Source organism: Mesorhizobium sp. M1409, from assembly GCF_040317535.1.
Lineage (GTDB): Bacteria > Pseudomonadota > Alphaproteobacteria > Rhizobiales > Rhizobiaceae > Mesorhizobium.
The window spans coordinates 128,090-144,896 of sequence record NZ_JAMYKV010000011.1; the positions used below are offsets into that span (position 1 = coordinate 128,090).

Here is a 16,807-nt window from a genome sequence, read left to right on the forward strand (position 1 = left end):
TTGCCGACTAAAACTTCGTCACAACCCCGATGCCGATGCCCTCGAAGCCGCCCATCGCCATCAAGGCCGCGGGCGCCTCGTCGAGGCTCATCTTCTTGCCGACCAGCAGCTCGGGCTTGAGCTTGCCGTTGCGGATCATGTCCATCATCGCCTGGTAGCGGTAGGCCTGCATGCCGTGGCTGCCGAGGATCTCGAGTTCGAAGGCGATCACCTTATCCATCGGTACCTGCGGCCGGGCATGCTCGCCCAGCATCAGGCCAACCTGCACATGGCGGCCGCGCCGGCGCAGATTGGAGATCGAGTTGAAGGAGGTGGTGGGGTGGCCGAGCGCATCCATCGACATGTGCGCGCCGCCATTGGTGATCTGCTTGACCGCCTTGACCACATTCGGCGTCTTCGACGCATTGATGGTGGCGACGGCGCCGATCTTTTTGGCGAAATTGAGCTTCTCGTCGGTGAGATCGATGGCGATGACATTGGCGCCCATGGCGCTGGCGATCATAATCGCCGACAGGCCGACACCGCCGCAGCCATGCACCGCCACCCATTCGCCCGGTGTCACCCGGCCCTGATCGACAATGGCGCGAAACGAGGTGACGAACCGGCAGCCGAGGCTGGCGGCGGTGGCGAATTCCATCTCGTCGGGCAAGCGCACGAGATTGGTGTCGGCGTGCTCGATGGCGACATATTCGGCGAACGAGCCCCAGCCGGTGAAGCCAGGTTGCGTCTGGTGTTCGCAGACCTGATGGTTGCCCGAATTGCACTCGAAGCAGCGGCCGCAGCCGACGGCGAACGGCACGGTGACGCGCTCGCCGGCTTTCCAGCGGGTAACCTGCTTGCCGGCGGCGACCACGATTCCGGCCAGTTCGTGGCCCGGCACGTGCGGCAGCGTAATGCCGTCATCATGACCCATCCAGCCATGCCAGTCACTGCGGCACAGGCCTGTCGCCTCGACCTTGATGACGACGCCATCGGCTGCCGGCTTCGGATCGGGAACGGTCTGGATGGTCGGCGCTTCGCCGAATTTCTCGAAGACGACGGCTCTCATCGGTCACTCCACCCTGCTGCGTTGCAGGAAACGATAGCCGATTCCCTGTCCGGTCAAGCGGAAATCGATTCCGCCAGAGCTGCTGTTCCGGCGCCGACGCTATGCGTGGGCGGACGAAGTCTACTCGGCATCGATCTGGTTCTGCGGTGCGGCTTTCTGGAAGGCCGGCAGCGCCATGCAGGCGGCGTTGATGCGCGCGATCGTCGGGTAATTCGTCAGATCGACCCCGAACCGGGCGTTGCTGGTGACCTGCGCGGCCAGGCAGATGTCGGCCAGGCCCGGCGTATCGCCATGGCAGAATGTACCCGTCTCGGGTGACGACACCAGGATCTTCTCAAGCGGCTGAAAGCCCTCGTTCACCCAGTGGCGGAACCAGTTGGTGATGTCCTCGTCGCCGGCGCCGAACAGCGTGCGCAGCGAGGTCAGCACGCGCAGATTGTTCACCGGGTGGATGTCGCAGGCGATCATCTGCGCCAGCATCCTCACGCGTGCCCGGCCAGCCGCATCCCTTGGCAGCAGCGGTGGTTCGGGCCTGGTCTCGTCGAGGAATTCGATGATCGCCAGCGATTGCGTCAGCAGCCTGCCGTCGCCGAGGATCAGCGCCGGCACCAGACCTTGCGGATTGACCGCGAGATAGGCCGGTTCCAGATGCTCGCCATGGCGCAGATGATGCGGGACGTAGTCGTAGCTCAGCCCCTTCATCTCCAGCGCGATCCGCACCCGGTAGGAGGTGGAGGAGCGATAGTAATTGTGCAGGATGAGTTCGCTCATGCGCTCACTTCGGTTGGCCGATGGTTACTTCGATCGTGCCGATGCCGTCGACGCCGCCAGTGATCGTGTCGCCGGCACGAACCGCGCCGACGCCGGCCGGCGTGCCGGTGAAGATCAGGTCGCCGGGCTCCAGTTCCACCGCCTCGCTGCAGATCGACACGATATCCGATATCGGCCAGATCAGCTCGGCGAGGTCGGCGTCCTGCCTGACCTGGCCGTTGACGGCGAGCCAGATGCGGCCCTTTTGCGGGTGACCGGATTTTTGTGCGGGGACCAGCGGGCCGCAAGGGGCGGAGCGGTCGAAGGCCTTCGACCAGTCCCACGGACGGGCGGCCTTCTTGGCCTCGTCCTGCAGATCGCGGCGGGTGAGATCGATGCCGACACCGTAGCCCCAGACATGATCCAGCGCCTGTTCGCGACCAATGCGAAAACCCGGTCTGCCGATCGCGGCGACCAGTTCGATCTCGTGGTGCAGATTGGCCGTCAGCGGCGGGTAGGGGATTGTGGCGCCGGAATCGACCACCGCGTCGGCCGGTTTGGTGAAGAAGAAGGGCGGATCGCGCTCGTCATTGCCGAGTTCGCGGGCATGCGCGGCGTAGTTGCGGCCGACGCAGAAGATGCGGCGCACCGCGAAACGCCCGGGCGAGCCCGCAACGGCCACCGATGCGATCGCGGGCGATGGAAGGACGAATTCTGTCATGTGGGTCTCTGCCTGGTTGCCGGAACATTCGACCGATTTGGGCGCCCGGGCAAGGCGATTTGGTCGAGAAAGTGCCGGCGGCACTTTCCGCTGGAGATGGCGATATACTATTTGGCAATAATCTGGCCATGCTGGCGGGGTTATTCTAATCACCCACGAACTGAAACGAACCCCTATGACCGCAACCCACGATCGCGCCCGGTTCTTGATCATCGACGACCACCCGCTGTTTCGCGAGGCGCTGCACAGCGCGGTGCAGATGGCCTATCCGGAGGTCGACACGGTGGAGGCGCGTTCGATCACCGAGGCGCTCGATCTTCTGGCCGACGCCAAGCCGTTCGACCTTGCGCTGCTCGACCTCAGCATGCCGGACGTGCACGGCTTCGACGGGCTGCTGCAGCTCAGGACGCGCTATCCGCGCCTGCCGGTGGTGATCGTCTCGGGCCATGAGGAGCCGAAGATCATTTCCGAGGCGCTGTCCTATGGTGCCGCGGGTTTCATTCCGAAATCGGCGCGCAAGAGCGACCTGGCCGCCGCCATCCGCTCGGTGATGGAGGGCGCGGTCTATGTGCCCGAAAGCTATGAAGGCCGCACGCCCGACGCCGAAAGCGTCGACCGCGCCGACATGGTGCAGCGCCTGTCGACGCTGACGCCGCAACAGCTGCGCGTACTGCAGATGCTGCGCCAGGGCCTGCTCAACAAGCAGATCGCCTACGAGCTGCAGGTGGGAGAGACCACCGTGAAAGCGCATGTCTCGGAGATCCTGCGCAAGCTCAATGTCTATAGCCGCACGCAGGCGGTGATCGAGGTGTCGAAGCTGGACAATGCGGAGCTGTTTCGGGATCAGGCGGGGTTTTGAAGCTTACTCTCCTCCTTGTGAGGAGGGTATGGCCCTTAAGCCAGCAAATGCGCCAGCAGCGCCCTTAATTGTGCCGGTTTCAGCGGCTTGCGCATCAGTTCGATGCCGCCGGCGCGGGCGGCCTTGGCGACGGCCTCGGAACTGTCGGCGGTGACGATCAGCGCCGGCACGGCGCGGCCGAGATAGTGGCGGACTTCGGCGATGGTGGCGGTGCCGAGATCGCCGCCGTCGAGGTGCTGGTCGGCAATGACGATGTCTGGCACCCAGTCGGTGTCGCCGAGCATGTCGAGTGCATCGTCGGTCGAGGTCGCGGCCCGCACCAGGCATTGCCAGCGTTCGAGCAGGAAGGTCATGGCCTGCAGCACCTCGACATCGTTCTCGACCAGCAGCACCTTGGTGCCGAACAGGCCATAGCCGCGCGGCCGTTCCATGTCGGCAAGGCTGGCGATGGCGTCGGCCGGAGCGCCGATGCCGACGGGAACATCGATGTGGAAGATCGTGCCGCGGCCGACCTTCGATGAGAATGTCACGGGATGACCGAGCGCGCTGGCCATGCGGCGCACGATGGCAAGTCCGAGCCCGAGACCGCCGCCGTCCAGTTCGGCATTGGCCGGCGAGGTGCCGCGGTGGAATTCCTCGAACACCGCCTCGCGCTGGTCGTCGGGAATGCCGCAGCCGGTGTCGGCGACGTCGATGCGGATCGTGTCGCCGCGATGCCTGGTGCCGACCAGCACGCCGCCCGAGCGGGTGTAGCCCAGCGCGTTGGAAAGGATGTTCTGCAGGATGCGGCGCAGCAGCGTGCGGTCGGAACGGACCACGGCGTTGACCGGCCGGAATTTCAGCGACAGGCCCTTCAGCTCCGCCACCGGCTGGAAATCCGAGCGCAGTGACGAAAACAGCGCCTCCAGACTGACGTCGCTTATGTTGGGCTGAACCACGCCGGCGTCGAGCTTGGAGATGTCGAGCAGGGTGCGCAGCAGGTCTTCCATCGTCTCCAGCGAGCGCTCGACCTGCCGCACCAGCTTTTTGCCCTCGTCGCTGGTCTGTACTTCGGCGAGCGCCGAAACCGAGAGGTGGGCCGCGTTCAGCGGCTGCAGGACGTCGTGGCTGGCGGCGGCGAGGAAGCGGGTCTTGGACAGGTTCGCCAGTTCGGCGTTTTCCTTGGCGGCGCTGAGGTCGATGTTGGATTGTTCCAACCGGCGCAAGGTTGAGTGCAGTTCCTCGGTGCGCGTGCGCACTCGGTTTTCCAGCGAAATCGCGGTCTGGAACAACGAGAAGGCGTTGCCTTGCTGGTCCATCGACCGCTCAACGCGGCTGACCAGGGCCGCGTTGATCTTCTTCAGCTTTTCAAGATCGTTTATGTCCCTGAGCGGCATCCTATTTCGCCGCCTTATTCCGCTGCCTGGCGCTCGCCAAAGGCGATGCCGGTAAAAGTCTGGTTCAGGTGCATCGACCGGTACTGTTCGCCATAGGTGCTGAAGCCGATGACATTGTTGGCCCGGTAGAGTTCCGAGATGTCGCGAAACACCTGCCGGTTGCGCGCATCCAGCCGGCGCAGCACGCAGTCGAAGCCGAGGATCATGTCGATGCCGCCAAGCCTCTCCTCGACAGCGCGCAGTGCGGCGCGCGTCGCTTCGACCATATCCTTGGGTTGGGCGATCGACAGCACGACGCCATCGTCTATGGCGCAGAAGAACGACAACGAGCCGTCAGGATGCATCTTCTGGATCGACCGGCAGTAATATTCGCCGCCGACCTTCACCACCACCGGATGCGAAGCAAAGCTCAGCGGCGTCAGCGACCTCGCGACGATGCCGATGGAAGCGGCATATTCCTCCGCCGCATTGGTGGCGTTGAACTCGCGCACGATACGGTGATCTGGATCGGACGCCGTCACCACCAGCTTTTCGTCGGTGGGAACGAAATTGTCGGTCTTGAAGACATGGAACGGAATTTCGGTTGATATCAGCACGATGATGGCGCTGTCGGAGGTGACCTTGCCGTTGGAGATCAGGCGCGTCGTCTCGAACTTCAAATCATCGCCGGCCGAGCCGCCGAGCAGCGGTATGTCGTCGAGGCCCCAATGGATGGCCGAACTCACCGCTTCCTCGGCATAGGAAAGCCCGTCGATGAAGCAGAGCGCGAATGTGCCTTGAGCGCGGTCGCAACCCAGGCGCGCGCGCAGCGACCGCCGCAAGGTCTCGACCTCGCTGGTGATCCTGTCCATGCCAGACGACGACAGATTGTCGACCATCACGCTGACGGCGGTGAACACGGCGGATGGAAGCAGCATGGCGAGCACATGACCGTCCTCGAGGCCTTGCGGCGTGATCTCGCCGGCGGTCGAGCAGCCGGCGTGGTGGAGCGCCGGCGCGTGAGTCATGAGCGCCTGGGAAAGAGCGCCGGCCTCGACCAGGCTCTGGGAAAAGAACAGCAGGGCAAAGCCCGCGTCGATAGCGGCTGCTTCCAGCGCGATCGCCCTGGCGAACGCCTCCATGTCGGGCTCGTCCGTGGTGAGCGCCGACAGGCCGCATGCATAGCGCGTCCGTGAATTGGCCAGCGATGTCCTCCGCGTTTCCTCCGACGCGTTTTTGTGCGCGGCTGTTTTACATGCTTCTGGCGCGCGGGCGTCGACCAACATTGTTGCCTTCAATCGGTATTTTGGCAATGGGGCAGCCGGGACTGCACGTCTGGGCGCGGCCATGACCGAAAGTACAATGTGCGGCGTTTGCGACCTGCTGTTTTTTGTGCGTTGTGCGGTGTACGAATAACGCGTGGCCGACGTGCCAACACCGCGTCGGCAACGTGATGACCAAGGTTGATACCCAGGGAGGGACCATGTCGGACATTTCGTTGATGGTGAACGGAAAGCGGGTCAGCGGTGCTGCCGAGGACCGAACGCTTCTGGTTCACTTCCTGCGGGAAAATCTCGGCCTTACCGGCACGCATGTCGGTTGCGATACCTCGCAATGCGGCGCCTGCGTCGTCCATGTCGACGGCAAGGCGGTCAAATCCTGTACGATGCTCGCCGTGCAGGCCTCCGGCTCGACCGTGGTGACGATCGAAGGCCTGGCCAATGGCGCCGACCTGCATCCGGTGCAAGCCGCCTTCAAGGAACATCACGGGCTGCAGTGCGGTTTCTGCACGCCGGGCATGATCATGACGGCGACCGACATGATCAGCCGCCACCCCGAAGGCCTCGACGAGGCGACGGTGCGCGCCGAGCTCGAAGGCAACATCTGCCGCTGCACAGGCTACCACAACATCGTCAAGGCGATCCTCGCCGCATCGAAGACGATGTCCAAGGCGTCGAAAGGCAAGGCGAAACAGGCTGCCTAAGGGGTGAATAGTGGATGGTGAATAGTGAGTAGAGTGGCCGCGGGCTCCTCCTCCATTTCGACCATTCACCAATTCACCATTCACTATTCACCGGGAGGAATTTCTGATGGGCATTGAAGGTGTAGGCGCTCGGGTCGCGCGCAAGGAAGACAAACGATTCATCACCGGCGCCGGCCGTTATGTCGACGATATGGTGGTTCCCGGCATGAAGCACGCCGCCTTCGTGCGCAGCCCTCACGCGCATGCGCAGATCAAGAAGATCGACGTCAAGAAGGCTCAAGGCATGCCCGGCGTTATCGGCGTGCTGACCGGCAAGGAACTCAAGGCCGACGGCATCGGCAACCTCATCTGCGGCTGGATGATCCACTCCAAGGATGGCTCGCCGATGAAGATGGGGGCGTGGTCGCCACTGGCTTTCGACAGGGTCCGTTATGTCGGCGATGCCGTCGTTATCGTCGTCGCCGAGACCAAGGGGCAGGCGCGTGACGCCGCCGAAGCGGTCGAGATCACCTACAAGGAGCTGAAGGCCGTCGTCGATGCCTCCAGGGCGATGGACAAGGGCGCGCCGCAGATCCATCCCGAGGCCGACAACAATCTGATCTTCGACTGGGACATCGGCAATGCCGACGACACGGCGGCGGCCTTCGAGAAGGCAGCCCACGTGGTGAAGATGGACATCATCAACAACCGGCTGGTGCCCAACGCCATGGAGCCGCGCGCGGCCCTTGGCCATTACGACAAGGCCGAGGACCACTACACCTGCTGGACGACCTCGCAGAACCCGCATGTGGCGCGGCTGGTAATGAGCGCCTTCTACAACGTCGCGCCGGAAAACAAGCTGCGCGTGATTGCACCCGATGTCGGCGGCGGTTTCGGTTCGAAAATCTACATCTATCCCGAAGAGATCGTCTGCCTGTGGGCCTCGAAGAAGACCGGCGTGCCGGTCAAATGGGTGGCCGACCGGACCGAGAGTTTTCTGACCGACGCGCATGGCCGCGATCATCACACCCATGCCGAAATGGCTTTCGACAAGGACCACAGGATCCTCGGCCTCAAGGTTGAAACCCAAGCCAATCTTGGCGCCTACATGTCGCTGTTTTCGTCGGCGACGCCGACCTATCTCTATGCGACGCTGCTGTCGGGCCAATACAACATCCCGGCCATCCACGCCAATGTGAAGGCGATCTACACCAACACCGCGCCTGTCGATGCCTATCGCGGGGCAGGGCGGCCGGAAGCCACCTTCGTCATGGAACGCATGATGGAGACCGCCGCGCGCCAGTTCGGCGTTTCACCCGCCGAGTTGCGGCGCAAGAACTTCGTCACCTCGTTCCCGCACCAGACGCCGGTCATCATGTGCTATGACGCCGGCGACTACGCGGCTTCGCTCGACGCGGCGATGAAGGCGTCGGACTATGCCGGCTTTGCCAAGCGCAAGGCCGCCGCCGCCAAGAAGGGCCTGCTGCGCGGCATCGGCATGAGCTGCTACATCGAGGCCTGCGGCATCGCGCCGTCGGCGGCGGTCGGTTCGCTGGGCGCCGGTGTCGGCCTTTGGGAAAGTGCCGAGGTGCGCGTCAATGCCGTCGGCACGATCGAGGTGCTGACCGGCTCGCACAGCCACGGCCAAGGCCACGAGACGACCTTCGCGCAATTGGTCAACGAGCGCTTCGGCGTGCCGCTCGATTCTGTCTCGATCGTGCATGGCGATACCGACAAGGTGCAGATGGGCATGGGCACCTACGGCTCGCGCTCGGGCGCGGTCGGCATGTCGGCGATCGTCAAGGCGCTCGACAAGGTCGAGGCCAAAGCCAAGAAGATCGCGGCGCATCTGCTCGAGGCCGACGAGGGCGATATCGTCATCGAGAACGGCGCGCTGAAAGTCGCCGGCACCGACAAGAACGTGCCGTGGTTCCAGATGGCGCTCGCCGCCTACACAGCCCACAATCTGCCGGGCGGCATGGAGCCTGGGCTGAAGGAGACGGCTTTTTACGATCCGTCGAATTTCACCTTCCCGGCCGGCTGCTACATCTGCGAGGTCGAGGTCGACCCGGAAACCGGCATGACCGAGATCGTCCAGTTCGTCGCCGCCGACGATTTCGGCAATATCATCAATCCGATGATCGTCGAGGGCCAGGTGCATGGCGGACTGGCGCAAGGCATCGGCCAGGCGCTGCTGGAAGGCGCCCACTATGACAACAGCGGCCAGCTGCTGACCGCGAGTTACATGGACTACACCATGCCGCGCGCCGGCGACCTGCCGTCATTCAAGGTCTCGACCTCGAACACGCCGTGCCCGGGCAATCCGCTCGGCATCAAAGGCTGCGGCGAGGCCGGCGCCATCGGCTCGCCGCCGGCGGTGATCAATGCCATCACCGACGCCATCGGCAGCAACGAACTCGCCATGCCGGCAACGCCGTCCACCGTGTGGGCAGCGATCCGCGCGACGAAACATTGAAAAGCGAATAGCGAATAGGGAGTAGCGAATAGGGCAGAGACGGCGGTGCGACGGGACAGATCCTATTCGCTATTCGCTACTCCCTATTCGCTCTTTCACCCAAGGGAGAAAGACAAATGTACTCAGTCAACTATCACCGTGCCGCCTCGGTCACCGATGCCGCCAAGCTGATCAAGACGGGCGACGCCAAGCTGCTTTCGGGCGGCATGACGCTGATCCCGGCGATGAAGACGCGGCTCGCCGCGCCTTCAGACCTAGTCGACCTGTCGCGGATCAAGGAGCTGCAGGGTGTCAAGGTGTCGGGCAAGACAGTGACCATCGGCGCTGCCACCACGCATCACGCCGTTGCCGGTGACGAGAAGCTGAAGAAGGCCTGTCCGGCGCTTGCCTATCTGGCTTCGCTGATCGGCGATCCGGCGGTGCGCCACAAGGGAACGATCGGCGGCTCGATCGCCAACAACGATCCGGCGGCCGATTATCCGGCGGCGCTGCTGGCGTTGGGTGCCACCATCGTCACCAACAAGCGCCAGATCGCGGCGGACAAGTTCTTCAAGGGTCTGTTCGAGACGTCGTTGAAGGATGGCGAAATCATCACCGCCGTCACCTTCACCGCGCCGGCCAAGGCGGCCTATGAAAAATTCCGCAATCCGGCATCGCGCTACGCCATCGTTGGCGTGTTCGTTGCCAAGGGCAAGGATGGCGTCAGCGTTGCCGTCACCGGCGCCGGCGACGACGGCGTCTTCCGCTCGAAGGAGATCGAGGCCGCGCTCGCCAAGAATTTCGCGGCCTCGGCGCTCGATGGCGTGAAGGTGCCGGCGAAGAATCTGATGACCGACATTCACGCCTCGGCCGACTATCGCGCCCATCTGATCGCGGTGATGGCCAAGCGCGCGGTGGCTGCCGCCAACGCCTGACGCCAGCACTCAGGCGTAACGAAAGGGGCCAATGCGGTCCCTTTTTTGTGTGGCGACCCGCATCTGCCGGGTGGAAGACCGGCGCGCGCCAATCCTTGAAGCAATTCCGGCCGATACTTCGCCCGGAACTGATCCGGCGGCAATCTCGCACTTGCACAAATTTATCTTGCGCTGCAATATGGACTGGGCGGGAATGCGAGCCGGGTTCGGGGTCTACTGCCGTGCCCTTTCGCATGCCAATGCGAAAGGATCGGTATGACCGACACCTCCGCGACGTATGTCGTTCCGTACCGGTCCGCCGCCGACAGACCGGCCAGAACAAGACTGGCCTATCTCGACGGCTGGCGCGGCCTGTCGATCGCCCTGGTCCTGATCGGCCATTTTTTCCCCGTCCCCGGAATCAATCTCGGGGTGCTGGGCGTCGAATTCTTCTTCGTGCTCAGCGGCCGGTTGATGGGCGAGATCCTGTTCATCGAACGCTATCCACTGAAGAAATTCTTCAAACGCCGGTTCTCCCGCATCTATCCGGCGCTTCTGGTTTTCGTGATCGTCGCGATGATTGCGCTCTCCAGCACCTTCGTTGCCTTCAAATGGAAGGCGGCGCTGACGGCGCTGACATTCACGTACAATTATGCCGGCACTCTGGTTACGCGGGCTGGCGCGCTCGACCATATCTGGTCGCTTTGCATCGAAGAGCACGCCTATATCATGCTGGCGCTGATCAGCGTCATCGTCTCGCGTCGCTCTCGCGTCGTCGTACTGCTCCTGGCGCTGGCCTTGCTTGCCATGGCCAACGGCGCGGTTTCGTACTGGGTCTTCGGGATGGATTACGAAACCACGTACTGGCGCACCGATGTGCACATCGCATCGATCCTGCTGTCGGCTTCGATCTGCCTGCTCAAGGCCGATGGCAGGCTGCCGGCGGTCTTGAGGGGCAAGCATGTGGCGCTGGCGGCATCGATCTGCGCCGTTCTGCTGTTCCTCGATCCGGTGCCGACGCCGATCCATTATCTCTTCGCGGTGCCGCTGCTGGCCCTGGCTGTCAATGTGCTCGATTTCAGCCCCCGATATTTTTCCGGATTGCTGTCGTCCTGGCCGATGGCAACGCTGGGGCTGTGGTCGTACTCGCTCTATCTGTGGCAGCAGCCGTTCTACAGATTCGTCCATGAACAAGGCAATGCGCCGATTCCGATGCTGGCCGGCGTCTTCGCCTGCGCGCTCTGCAGCTACTACGTCATCGAGCGCCCGGCGCGCGAATGGCTCAACCGCAACTGGTGAGGCAATAGGGCCGTTCAGGCCGTCTTGTGGCGCGCTCGCCCTCTATGCGTGCAACGATCTGACGTAATAGCGCACCGCTTTCTTGCCGCCGTGGATGACGGCGTCGCCGGCCTCGACGAAGCCGAGCGCGGCGTGGAAGGCATCCGAGGCGGGATTGGGCGGGTCGGTGTTGACCTCGCAGGTGACCAGCGCGTGGCCGGCGCGCTCAACATGGCCGAACAGGTCCTGATAGAGCCGGCGGGCATGGCCGCGGCCGCGCGCCTTCGCCGCCACGACCACACGGTCGACATAGACGAAGCGCTCGTAGCGCTCGCGAAACCACAAGAAATTCGGGCTGTCGTAACGAGCGGCCTGGTCGAAGGTCATGATGAAGGCTTCGAGGTCCCCAATGCGGCGCGCGTAAAATGCTTCGCCGAGAAGGAAGGATAGCCGTTCTGGCTCCAGCCACGACAATTCGGCGGCGTGCTCGTTGTTGAGCGCCAGGATCGCCGCTTCGTCTTCGGCCGAGACGCGGCTGATCGGGGCGGGGGTCGCGCTCATGCCTTGGCTGCCGCGATGGTCGCCGCCGCCAGCGGTATATCGGTCAGCGTGTTGCGGTATTCGCGGTCAAGATCGGAGCCGCCCATGCCGACATGGGGATTGCGATAGGCCATGGCGCTCGGCACATCCTTGAGGGCGGCGAAATGCATTTCGGACAGGCCGGTTTTGCCGCGCACGTCGGCGATGTTACCGAGATCGAGCCCGCCGCAGCCGAGGATGACGATGCGATCGCCTGCCTGCTGCACCAGATCCGCCAGGAGTGAAGCGCCTTCGACTGCCGTGTCGCGCTGGCCGCTGGTCAGCACGCGGCCGACCTTGCTGCGGATCAGCGCTTCCAGCGCTTCTGCCGGATCGGGCGTCATATCGAAGGCGCGGTGGCAGGTGACGTTCAAGGAGCCGGCGGCCTGCGTCAGTTCGCTCATGCGCGCCTCGTCAATGGTGCCGTCGGCGTTCAGGCAGCCTAACACCACGCCGGGCACGCCGAGTTCGCGCAGTGCCGAGACATCGGCCAGCATCGAGGCGTATTCGGTGTCGCTGTAGAGAAAATCGCCGCCGCGCGGCCGCACCATGACGTGAAACGGCACGCTTGCCTGGTCGAGGGCGGCGCGCACCGTGCCAAGGCTCGGCGTGATGCCGCCTTCAATGAGGCTGGCGCACAGTTCGACCCGGTCGGCGCCGGCAGCCTGCGCTGCCAGCAGGCCGTCAATGCCTTCAACACAGATTTCGATCAGCGGCAGGCGATTTTCTCTGGTCAAGGGGCGATCCTATCCATGATGTCGCTGTCAGCCCTAGCATCGGGCCGGTTGGTGCGAAAGCGCGAACAGCGCGCCGCCATTTGGGCCAGGCGGCATTTCCCCGCTTGATAGTCTCATAACCATTGAGTTATTGGTTAATCCATAGCCGAATGGTTATTGATTGGCGTGAGCAGCGCGGCGCGGCCGACAATCGTTTCAAACTCGCAAACCCGGACGCATGGCATCCGGGCCGGCAAAAGACGCCCTGACGAAACACTTCAAAGGAGAAAGACCATGCAAGCAAGGATCAAGAACCCGGTGGTGCTCATTCCCGGCTCCGTGCAGGCGCTGCTGGCGCTGGACAAGTCGACGGAGGTGGCCGAATTGCCCTACGTGACGCGCAAGCTCATCCATCTGCGCGCCAGCCAGATCAACAATTGCGCCGTCTGCGTCGACATGCACGCGCGTGAATTGAAGAAGGCCGGCGAAAAGGACGAGCGCATCTTTGCCCTCGCAGCATGGCGGGAGACGCCTTACTTCACCGACGCCGAACGCGCTGCCCTGGCGCTGACCGAGGCCGGCACACGGCTCGCCGACCGGCCGGACGCGGTGCCGGACGATGTCTGGGACGAGGCCACCCGGCACTATGATGAAAAGGCGCTTGCCGCGCTGGTCATCCAGATCGCGCTCATCAACGCCTTCAACCGGCTCAACGCCACGACACGGCAGATGGTCGGTGCCTGGGGTTAGGCGCCGGGGAGGGGCGCACGACGGTGCGGTTATGCGCGGCGCATGGCTCCCCGCCTCCCGGCCGCTGGGCGCGGACCTAGCCGCTACCGGCGCAATTCCGTATTCTTGGCGCCTTCCTCGACCTGATCGACTACCAGCAGCTTGACCTCGATATCACCGATATTGGTGGCCTGATGCCACTGGCCGATCATTTCGATGATGAAATCGCCCGTCTTGTATGTGTTGCTGTTGCCGGTCTCGACATTGGTCACCTTCAGCGTGCCGGCCTGGACATAGGCGTAGCGCGGGAAGGGGTGTCTGTGGACTGGCAAGTTCGCGCCCGGCGCGATGTCATAGGTCGACACCAGCACCTGCACGTTTTTCCGCGGCAGCGTGATCGGCTGGCCGGACGCGGTCGTCGTGCGGGACGCCAGGGGCGTCACGACGACGGGCGTGCCGCTGCTGTCCAGCGCCCAAGCCGGGTTTACGGAAAAGGCCGCTGAGAGCAGCAGCATCGGCACCGGAATTTTTCGCATGACTCGCTCCAGCCTCGGCGACAGCATCGCGCGGTGGTCGGCCGTACGCAAGGCGTGGCCTCGGGCGAAGAACTGGCGGCTCGCGTCCCGCGGGCTTTGCAAGATCGATCCACCCTGCAACGGCCGGCTATTGTTGCCCGGCGATCACTAAGGTTGTCGTGATGAGTTTCCTCGCCTCAATCCGCTCAAGGCAATGATCGGGAATATTGGGATCGGGAATATTTGGCCACGTCGCCTTGGCGCATTCTCCCCCGGTGACCGAGACAGGGTCGCCCGGCCGCGCGTCGGCAGCTTGGTTGGCCGTGGACGCGAAAAGGACCGTTTGGGTTGTGAGAGCCGAAAAGATGGCAACCTGGACCAGCACGGCGGCGAGGGCGATTTTCTTCAGCATGCGACAGAACGCTCTTCAACGCCCCCGGTTCCTCTGGCTTCCAGTTTTTTGGCTCCCTAACGGAACAAGAGACCGGCGATCCGATTAACTGGATCATGTCCAACACGATCAAGGAACCGCCACCGAGGCACGAACCGAAGAAGGTACCTGTCTATCGTCGCGACAAAGAAGCACCGTCAGAACTTGAACATGTCGATCCGCCACCGCGAGACGTGCGAGAGGCACCGGTACCCAATCCAAACGGAGACAAGAAATCCTAACGAGATCGCCGAAGCCGAGGCAAGGCCATATGCCTGCTCCGGCGAAAACGCGGCCGCCCGGCGTCGCGACATCATTGACGATGCGCTGGATCAGCCCGAGGCCTCTTCTACCGGCCGGCCAGATTCTGTGGTAGATAGGTGTCGCAATCCATATGGGAGAAGCGGACAATCCGTCCTGCCGTGAAAGGCGCATTTCTGTCGGCACCGGCATGCGCGGATCATCTCAGGCACATTTGACGATAAGGGAGGAAAAAGTCATGCGCTTGGTCGCGTTTTTCGCCGTCATGTCTGTTGCAACCTTCGTCGCCAATCCTTCGCAGGCTCAGGACGCTGCGGCTGGCGAGAAGGTCTTCACCAAATGCAAGGTCTGCCACATCGCGGACGAGGATAAGAACAAGATCGGTCCATCGCTGCACGGCGTCATCGGCCGGACCGCCGGTACGCATCCGGATTTCAAATATTCCGATGCCATGATTGCGGCCGGCAAATCCGGCGTCAAATGGGACGAGCCAACACTGACGACCTATCTTCACGACCCCAAGGCCATGGTCAAAGGGACCAAGATGGCGTTTCCCGGCCTCAAGAACGATGCGGACGTGGCCAACGTCATTGCCTATCTGAAAACGTTCTCCCAGTGACCTGGCTCCTCCGCAATGCGTCTAAAAACCGGGCCACTTTTGAGCGACTTGCATTAGGTTGCCTGCTTCCATCGGTCTGAGATGTCGACTAGGGAAAGCCGCCTCAAGGAGACCGGCATCCGCCTCTCGGAAGCGACGGCGGGCGATTTCTTCGCGCTTTTGAAGCCGCGGGTCATGGCGCTTGCCGTATTTACTGCTTTCGTTGGCCTGATGGCGGCGCCTGGCGTGATGAATCCGGTCATTGCCTTGATTGCAATCGGTGCGATCGCGATCGGAGCAGGAGCGGCCGGGGCCCTCAACATGTGGTACGACGCGGACATTGACGCGCTGATGTCGCGCACATCAAAGCGGCCGGTTCCGTCGGGCCGCGTCACGCCGGGTGAAGCTCTCGGCTTCGGCCTGGTGCTTTCGGCGCTTTCGGTCATCACGCTCGGCGTGCTGGTGGACTGGCTTGCCGCATCGCTGCTGGCCTTCACCATCTTCTTCTACGTCGTCATCTATACGATGTGGCTGAAGCGCTTGACGCCGCAGAATATCGTCATCGGCGGCGCGGCGGGTGCCCTTCCTCCTGTCATTGGCTGGGCGGCCGCCACTGGCGGGATCGGCATCGAAAGCGTCATCCTGTTCCTGATCATCTTTCTGTGGACGCCGCCGCATTTCTGGGCGCTCGCGCTGTTCAAGGTCGGCGACTACGCGGCTGCCGGCATCCCGATGATGCCGAACGTGGCCGGCCAGGCGTCGACCAGAAAACAGATACTCGCCTATTCGCTGCTCTTGGCGCCAATCGGCGTGCTGCCGTGGGCGTTCGGATTCACGAGCGTGTTTTATGGACTTGTTTCCGCGGCATTGGGCGCAGGTTTCATCTGGCACGCCTGGAAGGTCCTGATCGCTCCAGGCGCGGAGATGAAGACTGCCAAGGCGCTGTTCGCCTTCTCGATTTTCTATCTTTTCGCGATCTTTGCCATGCTGCTTGCCGACACCATCGCAATGCGGGCGTTCATGCCAGTCGGAGGTTGACGGCGTGACCGCTGTTCTTGGATTACCTGACGAGCCGAGAGGGACTGGTCGATAATTGTGTATTGAAGACATTGCACGCCAGGAGCGGCTCCGCGATCACGATGGTATTGCACAGAATCCCAGGATCAGCAGGGCGACTATGCCAAGGCCGAGTATGAGAAGCGTCCTTCCGTCCATGGCTTCACCTTTGACCCGTCAGCGCGGGCAAAGCGTCCTTTGCGCGCCCAAAAAGGACGCGCGGCGCCGCGTGAGAATATCGAAAAAGGACCACCAGAGCTAGCCGTCGGAGCTCTTCCGACAGGGCAATCGGGTGAGTTAACGCGTGACAAGGGGTTTAGGAGCTGAATCTGTCGAGAGCATCTGATTCTTTGGAGGATGCTTTGGATGGACGATGTGGCTTGCGATGCCGGTGCGTTGTCGGAAACGGTTGTTTTTCTGGGTCATTTCAAGGATCTGCCTGATGGTCGGCAGAGTGCGAAGGTAAGATATCCGCTGGATGAGGTGCTGCTGCTATGTCTTGTGGCGGTGATCGCCGGGGCGGAAACCATCACCGACATCGCCCGCTTTGGTGACAAGAAGCTTGATCTCTTGCGCCGGT

The 16,807-nt window shown here is 62.8% G+C and carries 18 protein-coding genes; 9 read left to right on the forward strand and 9 right to left on the reverse strand.

Annotated features, from left to right (window positions below; genetic code table 11):
• Positions 1 to 7: 7 nt before the first annotated feature.
• From NKG99_RS12075 to NKG99_RS12085, 3 genes are all read right to left on the reverse strand, one after another.
• The gene (locus NKG99_RS12075) at positions 8 to 1,048 is read right to left on the reverse strand and encodes a zinc-dependent alcohol dehydrogenase family protein (protein ID WP_352867629.1); all 1,041 of its coding nucleotides are present in this window, start codon (positions 1,046 to 1,048) and stop codon (positions 8 to 10) included.
• Between the two features lie 120 nt (positions 1,049 to 1,168).
• Positions 1,169 to 1,819, reverse strand: coding sequence for a maleylacetoacetate isomerase (gene maiA, locus NKG99_RS12080; RefSeq protein WP_352867631.1), 651 nt, complete (start codon positions 1,817 to 1,819; stop codon positions 1,169 to 1,171).
• A 4-nt stretch (positions 1,820 to 1,823) separates the two neighbouring features.
• Positions 1,824 to 2,519: a fumarylacetoacetate hydrolase family protein gene (locus NKG99_RS12085; protein ID WP_352867634.1), complete on the reverse strand. Its 696-nt coding sequence runs from the start codon at positions 2,517 to 2,519 to the stop codon at positions 1,824 to 1,826.
• A gap of 175 nt (positions 2,520 to 2,694) precedes the next feature.
• Here NKG99_RS12085 and NKG99_RS12090 point away from each other — a divergent pair, with 175 nt between their 5' ends.
• Positions 2,695 to 3,378 carry a response regulator gene (locus tag NKG99_RS12090; RefSeq protein WP_352867636.1) on the forward strand — a complete coding sequence of 228 codons (684 nt, stop codon included), beginning with the start codon at positions 2,695 to 2,697 and terminating at the stop codon, positions 3,376 to 3,378.
• Between the two features lie 35 nt (positions 3,379 to 3,413).
• On the opposite strand, the gene NKG99_RS12095 is transcribed toward NKG99_RS12090, so the two are convergent.
• Together NKG99_RS12095 and NKG99_RS12100 are read right to left on the reverse strand one after the other, a co-directional pair.
• Positions 3,414 to 4,754, reverse strand: coding sequence for a hybrid sensor histidine kinase/response regulator (locus NKG99_RS12095; RefSeq protein WP_352867638.1), 1,341 nt, complete (start codon positions 4,752 to 4,754; stop codon positions 3,414 to 3,416).
• A 14-nt stretch (positions 4,755 to 4,768) separates the two neighbouring features.
• Positions 4,769 to 6,019 carry an FIST N-terminal domain-containing protein gene (locus tag NKG99_RS12100; protein ID WP_352867641.1) on the reverse strand — a complete coding sequence of 417 codons (1,251 nt, stop codon included), beginning with the start codon at positions 6,017 to 6,019 and terminating at the stop codon, positions 4,769 to 4,771.
• A gap of 197 nt (positions 6,020 to 6,216) precedes the next feature.
• On the opposite strand from NKG99_RS12100, the gene NKG99_RS12105 reads away from it, so the two are divergent.
• The 4 genes from NKG99_RS12105 to NKG99_RS12120 all read left to right on the forward strand — a co-directional run bounded on the left by NKG99_RS12105 (position 6,217) and on the right by NKG99_RS12120 (position 11,364).
• A complete protein-coding gene (locus NKG99_RS12105) occupies positions 6,217 to 6,717 on the forward strand; it encodes a (2Fe-2S)-binding protein (protein ID WP_352867644.1) in 501 nt (166 codons plus the stop codon).
• 106 nt (positions 6,718 to 6,823) lie between these two features.
• Positions 6,824 to 9,172 carry a xanthine dehydrogenase family protein molybdopterin-binding subunit gene (locus NKG99_RS12110; protein ID WP_352867647.1) on the forward strand — a complete coding sequence of 783 codons (2,349 nt, stop codon included), beginning with the start codon at positions 6,824 to 6,826 and terminating at the stop codon, positions 9,170 to 9,172.
• A gap of 116 nt (positions 9,173 to 9,288) precedes the next feature.
• Positions 9,289 to 10,086, forward strand: a complete 798-nt coding sequence (locus NKG99_RS12115) for an FAD binding domain-containing protein (protein WP_352867649.1) — start codon at positions 9,289 to 9,291, stop codon at positions 10,084 to 10,086.
• A gap of 255 nt (positions 10,087 to 10,341) precedes the next feature.
• Positions 10,342 to 11,364, forward strand: a complete 1,023-nt coding sequence (locus NKG99_RS12120) for an acyltransferase family protein (protein ID WP_352867652.1) — start codon at positions 10,342 to 10,344, stop codon at positions 11,362 to 11,364.
• 42 nt (positions 11,365 to 11,406) lie between these two features.
• Here the strand turns inward: NKG99_RS12120 and NKG99_RS12125 are convergent, their stop codons facing one another.
• Entirely contained in the window at positions 11,407 to 11,904 is a 498-nt protein-coding gene (locus NKG99_RS12125; RefSeq protein WP_352867655.1) for a GNAT family N-acetyltransferase, read from the reverse strand.
• Positions 11,901 to 12,659, reverse strand: a complete 759-nt coding sequence (locus tag NKG99_RS12130; protein WP_352867658.1) for a copper homeostasis protein CutC — start codon at positions 12,657 to 12,659, stop codon at positions 11,901 to 11,903. Before NKG99_RS12130 ends, NKG99_RS12125 begins: the two co-directional genes overlap by 4 nt.
• A gap of 273 nt (positions 12,660 to 12,932) precedes the next feature.
• On the opposite strand from NKG99_RS12130, the gene NKG99_RS12135 reads away from it, so the two are divergent.
• Positions 12,933 to 13,388, forward strand: a complete 456-nt coding sequence (locus NKG99_RS12135; protein ID WP_352867661.1) for a carboxymuconolactone decarboxylase family protein — start codon at positions 12,933 to 12,935, stop codon at positions 13,386 to 13,388.
• An 83-nt stretch (positions 13,389 to 13,471) separates the two neighbouring features.
• Here the strand turns inward: NKG99_RS12135 and NKG99_RS12140 are convergent, their stop codons facing one another.
• On the reverse strand, positions 13,472 to 13,903 hold the full coding sequence (locus NKG99_RS12140) for a cupin domain-containing protein (RefSeq protein WP_352867663.1): 432 nt from the start codon (positions 13,901 to 13,903) through the stop codon (positions 13,472 to 13,474).
• A gap of 127 nt (positions 13,904 to 14,030) precedes the next feature.
• Positions 14,031 to 14,294, reverse strand: a complete 264-nt coding sequence (locus tag NKG99_RS12145; RefSeq protein ID WP_352867665.1) for a hypothetical protein — start codon at positions 14,292 to 14,294, stop codon at positions 14,031 to 14,033.
• 517 nt (positions 14,295 to 14,811) lie between these two features.
• Here NKG99_RS12145 and NKG99_RS12150 point away from each other — a divergent pair.
• The 3 genes from NKG99_RS12150 to NKG99_RS12160 all read left to right on the forward strand — a co-directional run.
• On the forward strand, positions 14,812 to 15,192 hold the full coding sequence (locus tag NKG99_RS12150; RefSeq protein ID WP_352867668.1) for a c-type cytochrome: 381 nt from the start codon (positions 14,812 to 14,814) through the stop codon (positions 15,190 to 15,192).
• A gap of 81 nt (positions 15,193 to 15,273) precedes the next feature.
• Positions 15,274 to 16,209: a heme o synthase gene (locus tag NKG99_RS12155; RefSeq protein ID WP_352867670.1), complete on the forward strand. Its 936-nt coding sequence runs from the start codon at positions 15,274 to 15,276 to the stop codon at positions 16,207 to 16,209.
• Positions 16,210 to 16,593: 384 nt separating this feature from the next.
• Positions 16,594 to 16,807, forward strand: a 214-nt coding sequence (locus NKG99_RS12160; RefSeq protein WP_352867673.1) for a transposase family protein, incomplete at its 3' end; no start/stop codon positions are given.

Coding starts and splice junctions, on each gene's coding strand:
- NKG99_RS12075 (WP_352867629.1), bottom strand. CDS start 1,048: ATGAGAGCCGTCGTCTTCGAGAAATTCGGCGAAGCGCCGACCATCCAG.
- maiA (WP_352867631.1), bottom strand. CDS start 1,819: ATGAGCGAACTCATCCTGCACAATTACTATCGCTCCTCCACCTCCTAC.
- NKG99_RS12085 (WP_352867634.1), bottom strand. CDS start 2,519: ATGACAGAATTCGTCCTTCCATCGCCCGCGATCGCATCGGTGGCCGTT.
- NKG99_RS12090 (WP_352867636.1), top strand. CDS start 2,695: ATGACCGCAACCCACGATCGCGCCCGGTTCTTGATCATCGACGACCAC.
- NKG99_RS12095 (WP_352867638.1), bottom strand. CDS start 4,754: ATGCCGCTCAGGGACATAAACGATCTTGAAAAGCTGAAGAAGATCAAC.
- NKG99_RS12100 (WP_352867641.1), bottom strand. CDS start 6,019: ATGTTGGTCGACGCCCGCGCGCCAGAAGCATGTAAAACAGCCGCGCAC.
- NKG99_RS12105 (WP_352867644.1), top strand. CDS start 6,217: ATGTCGGACATTTCGTTGATGGTGAACGGAAAGCGGGTCAGCGGTGCT.
- NKG99_RS12110 (WP_352867647.1), top strand. CDS start 6,824: ATGGGCATTGAAGGTGTAGGCGCTCGGGTCGCGCGCAAGGAAGACAAA.
- NKG99_RS12115 (WP_352867649.1), top strand. CDS start 9,289: ATGTACTCAGTCAACTATCACCGTGCCGCCTCGGTCACCGATGCCGCC.
- NKG99_RS12120 (WP_352867652.1), top strand. CDS start 10,342: ATGACCGACACCTCCGCGACGTATGTCGTTCCGTACCGGTCCGCCGCC.
- NKG99_RS12125 (WP_352867655.1), bottom strand. CDS start 11,904: ATGAGCGCGACCCCCGCCCCGATCAGCCGCGTCTCGGCCGAAGACGAA.
- NKG99_RS12135 (WP_352867661.1), top strand. CDS start 12,933: ATGCAAGCAAGGATCAAGAACCCGGTGGTGCTCATTCCCGGCTCCGTG.
- NKG99_RS12140 (WP_352867663.1), bottom strand. CDS start 13,903: ATGCGAAAAATTCCGGTGCCGATGCTGCTGCTCTCAGCGGCCTTTTCC.
- NKG99_RS12145 (WP_352867665.1), bottom strand. CDS start 14,294: ATGCTGAAGAAAATCGCCCTCGCCGCCGTGCTGGTCCAGGTTGCCATC.
- NKG99_RS12150 (WP_352867668.1), top strand. CDS start 14,812: ATGCGCTTGGTCGCGTTTTTCGCCGTCATGTCTGTTGCAACCTTCGTC.
- NKG99_RS12155 (WP_352867670.1), top strand. CDS start 15,274: ATGTCGACTAGGGAAAGCCGCCTCAAGGAGACCGGCATCCGCCTCTCG.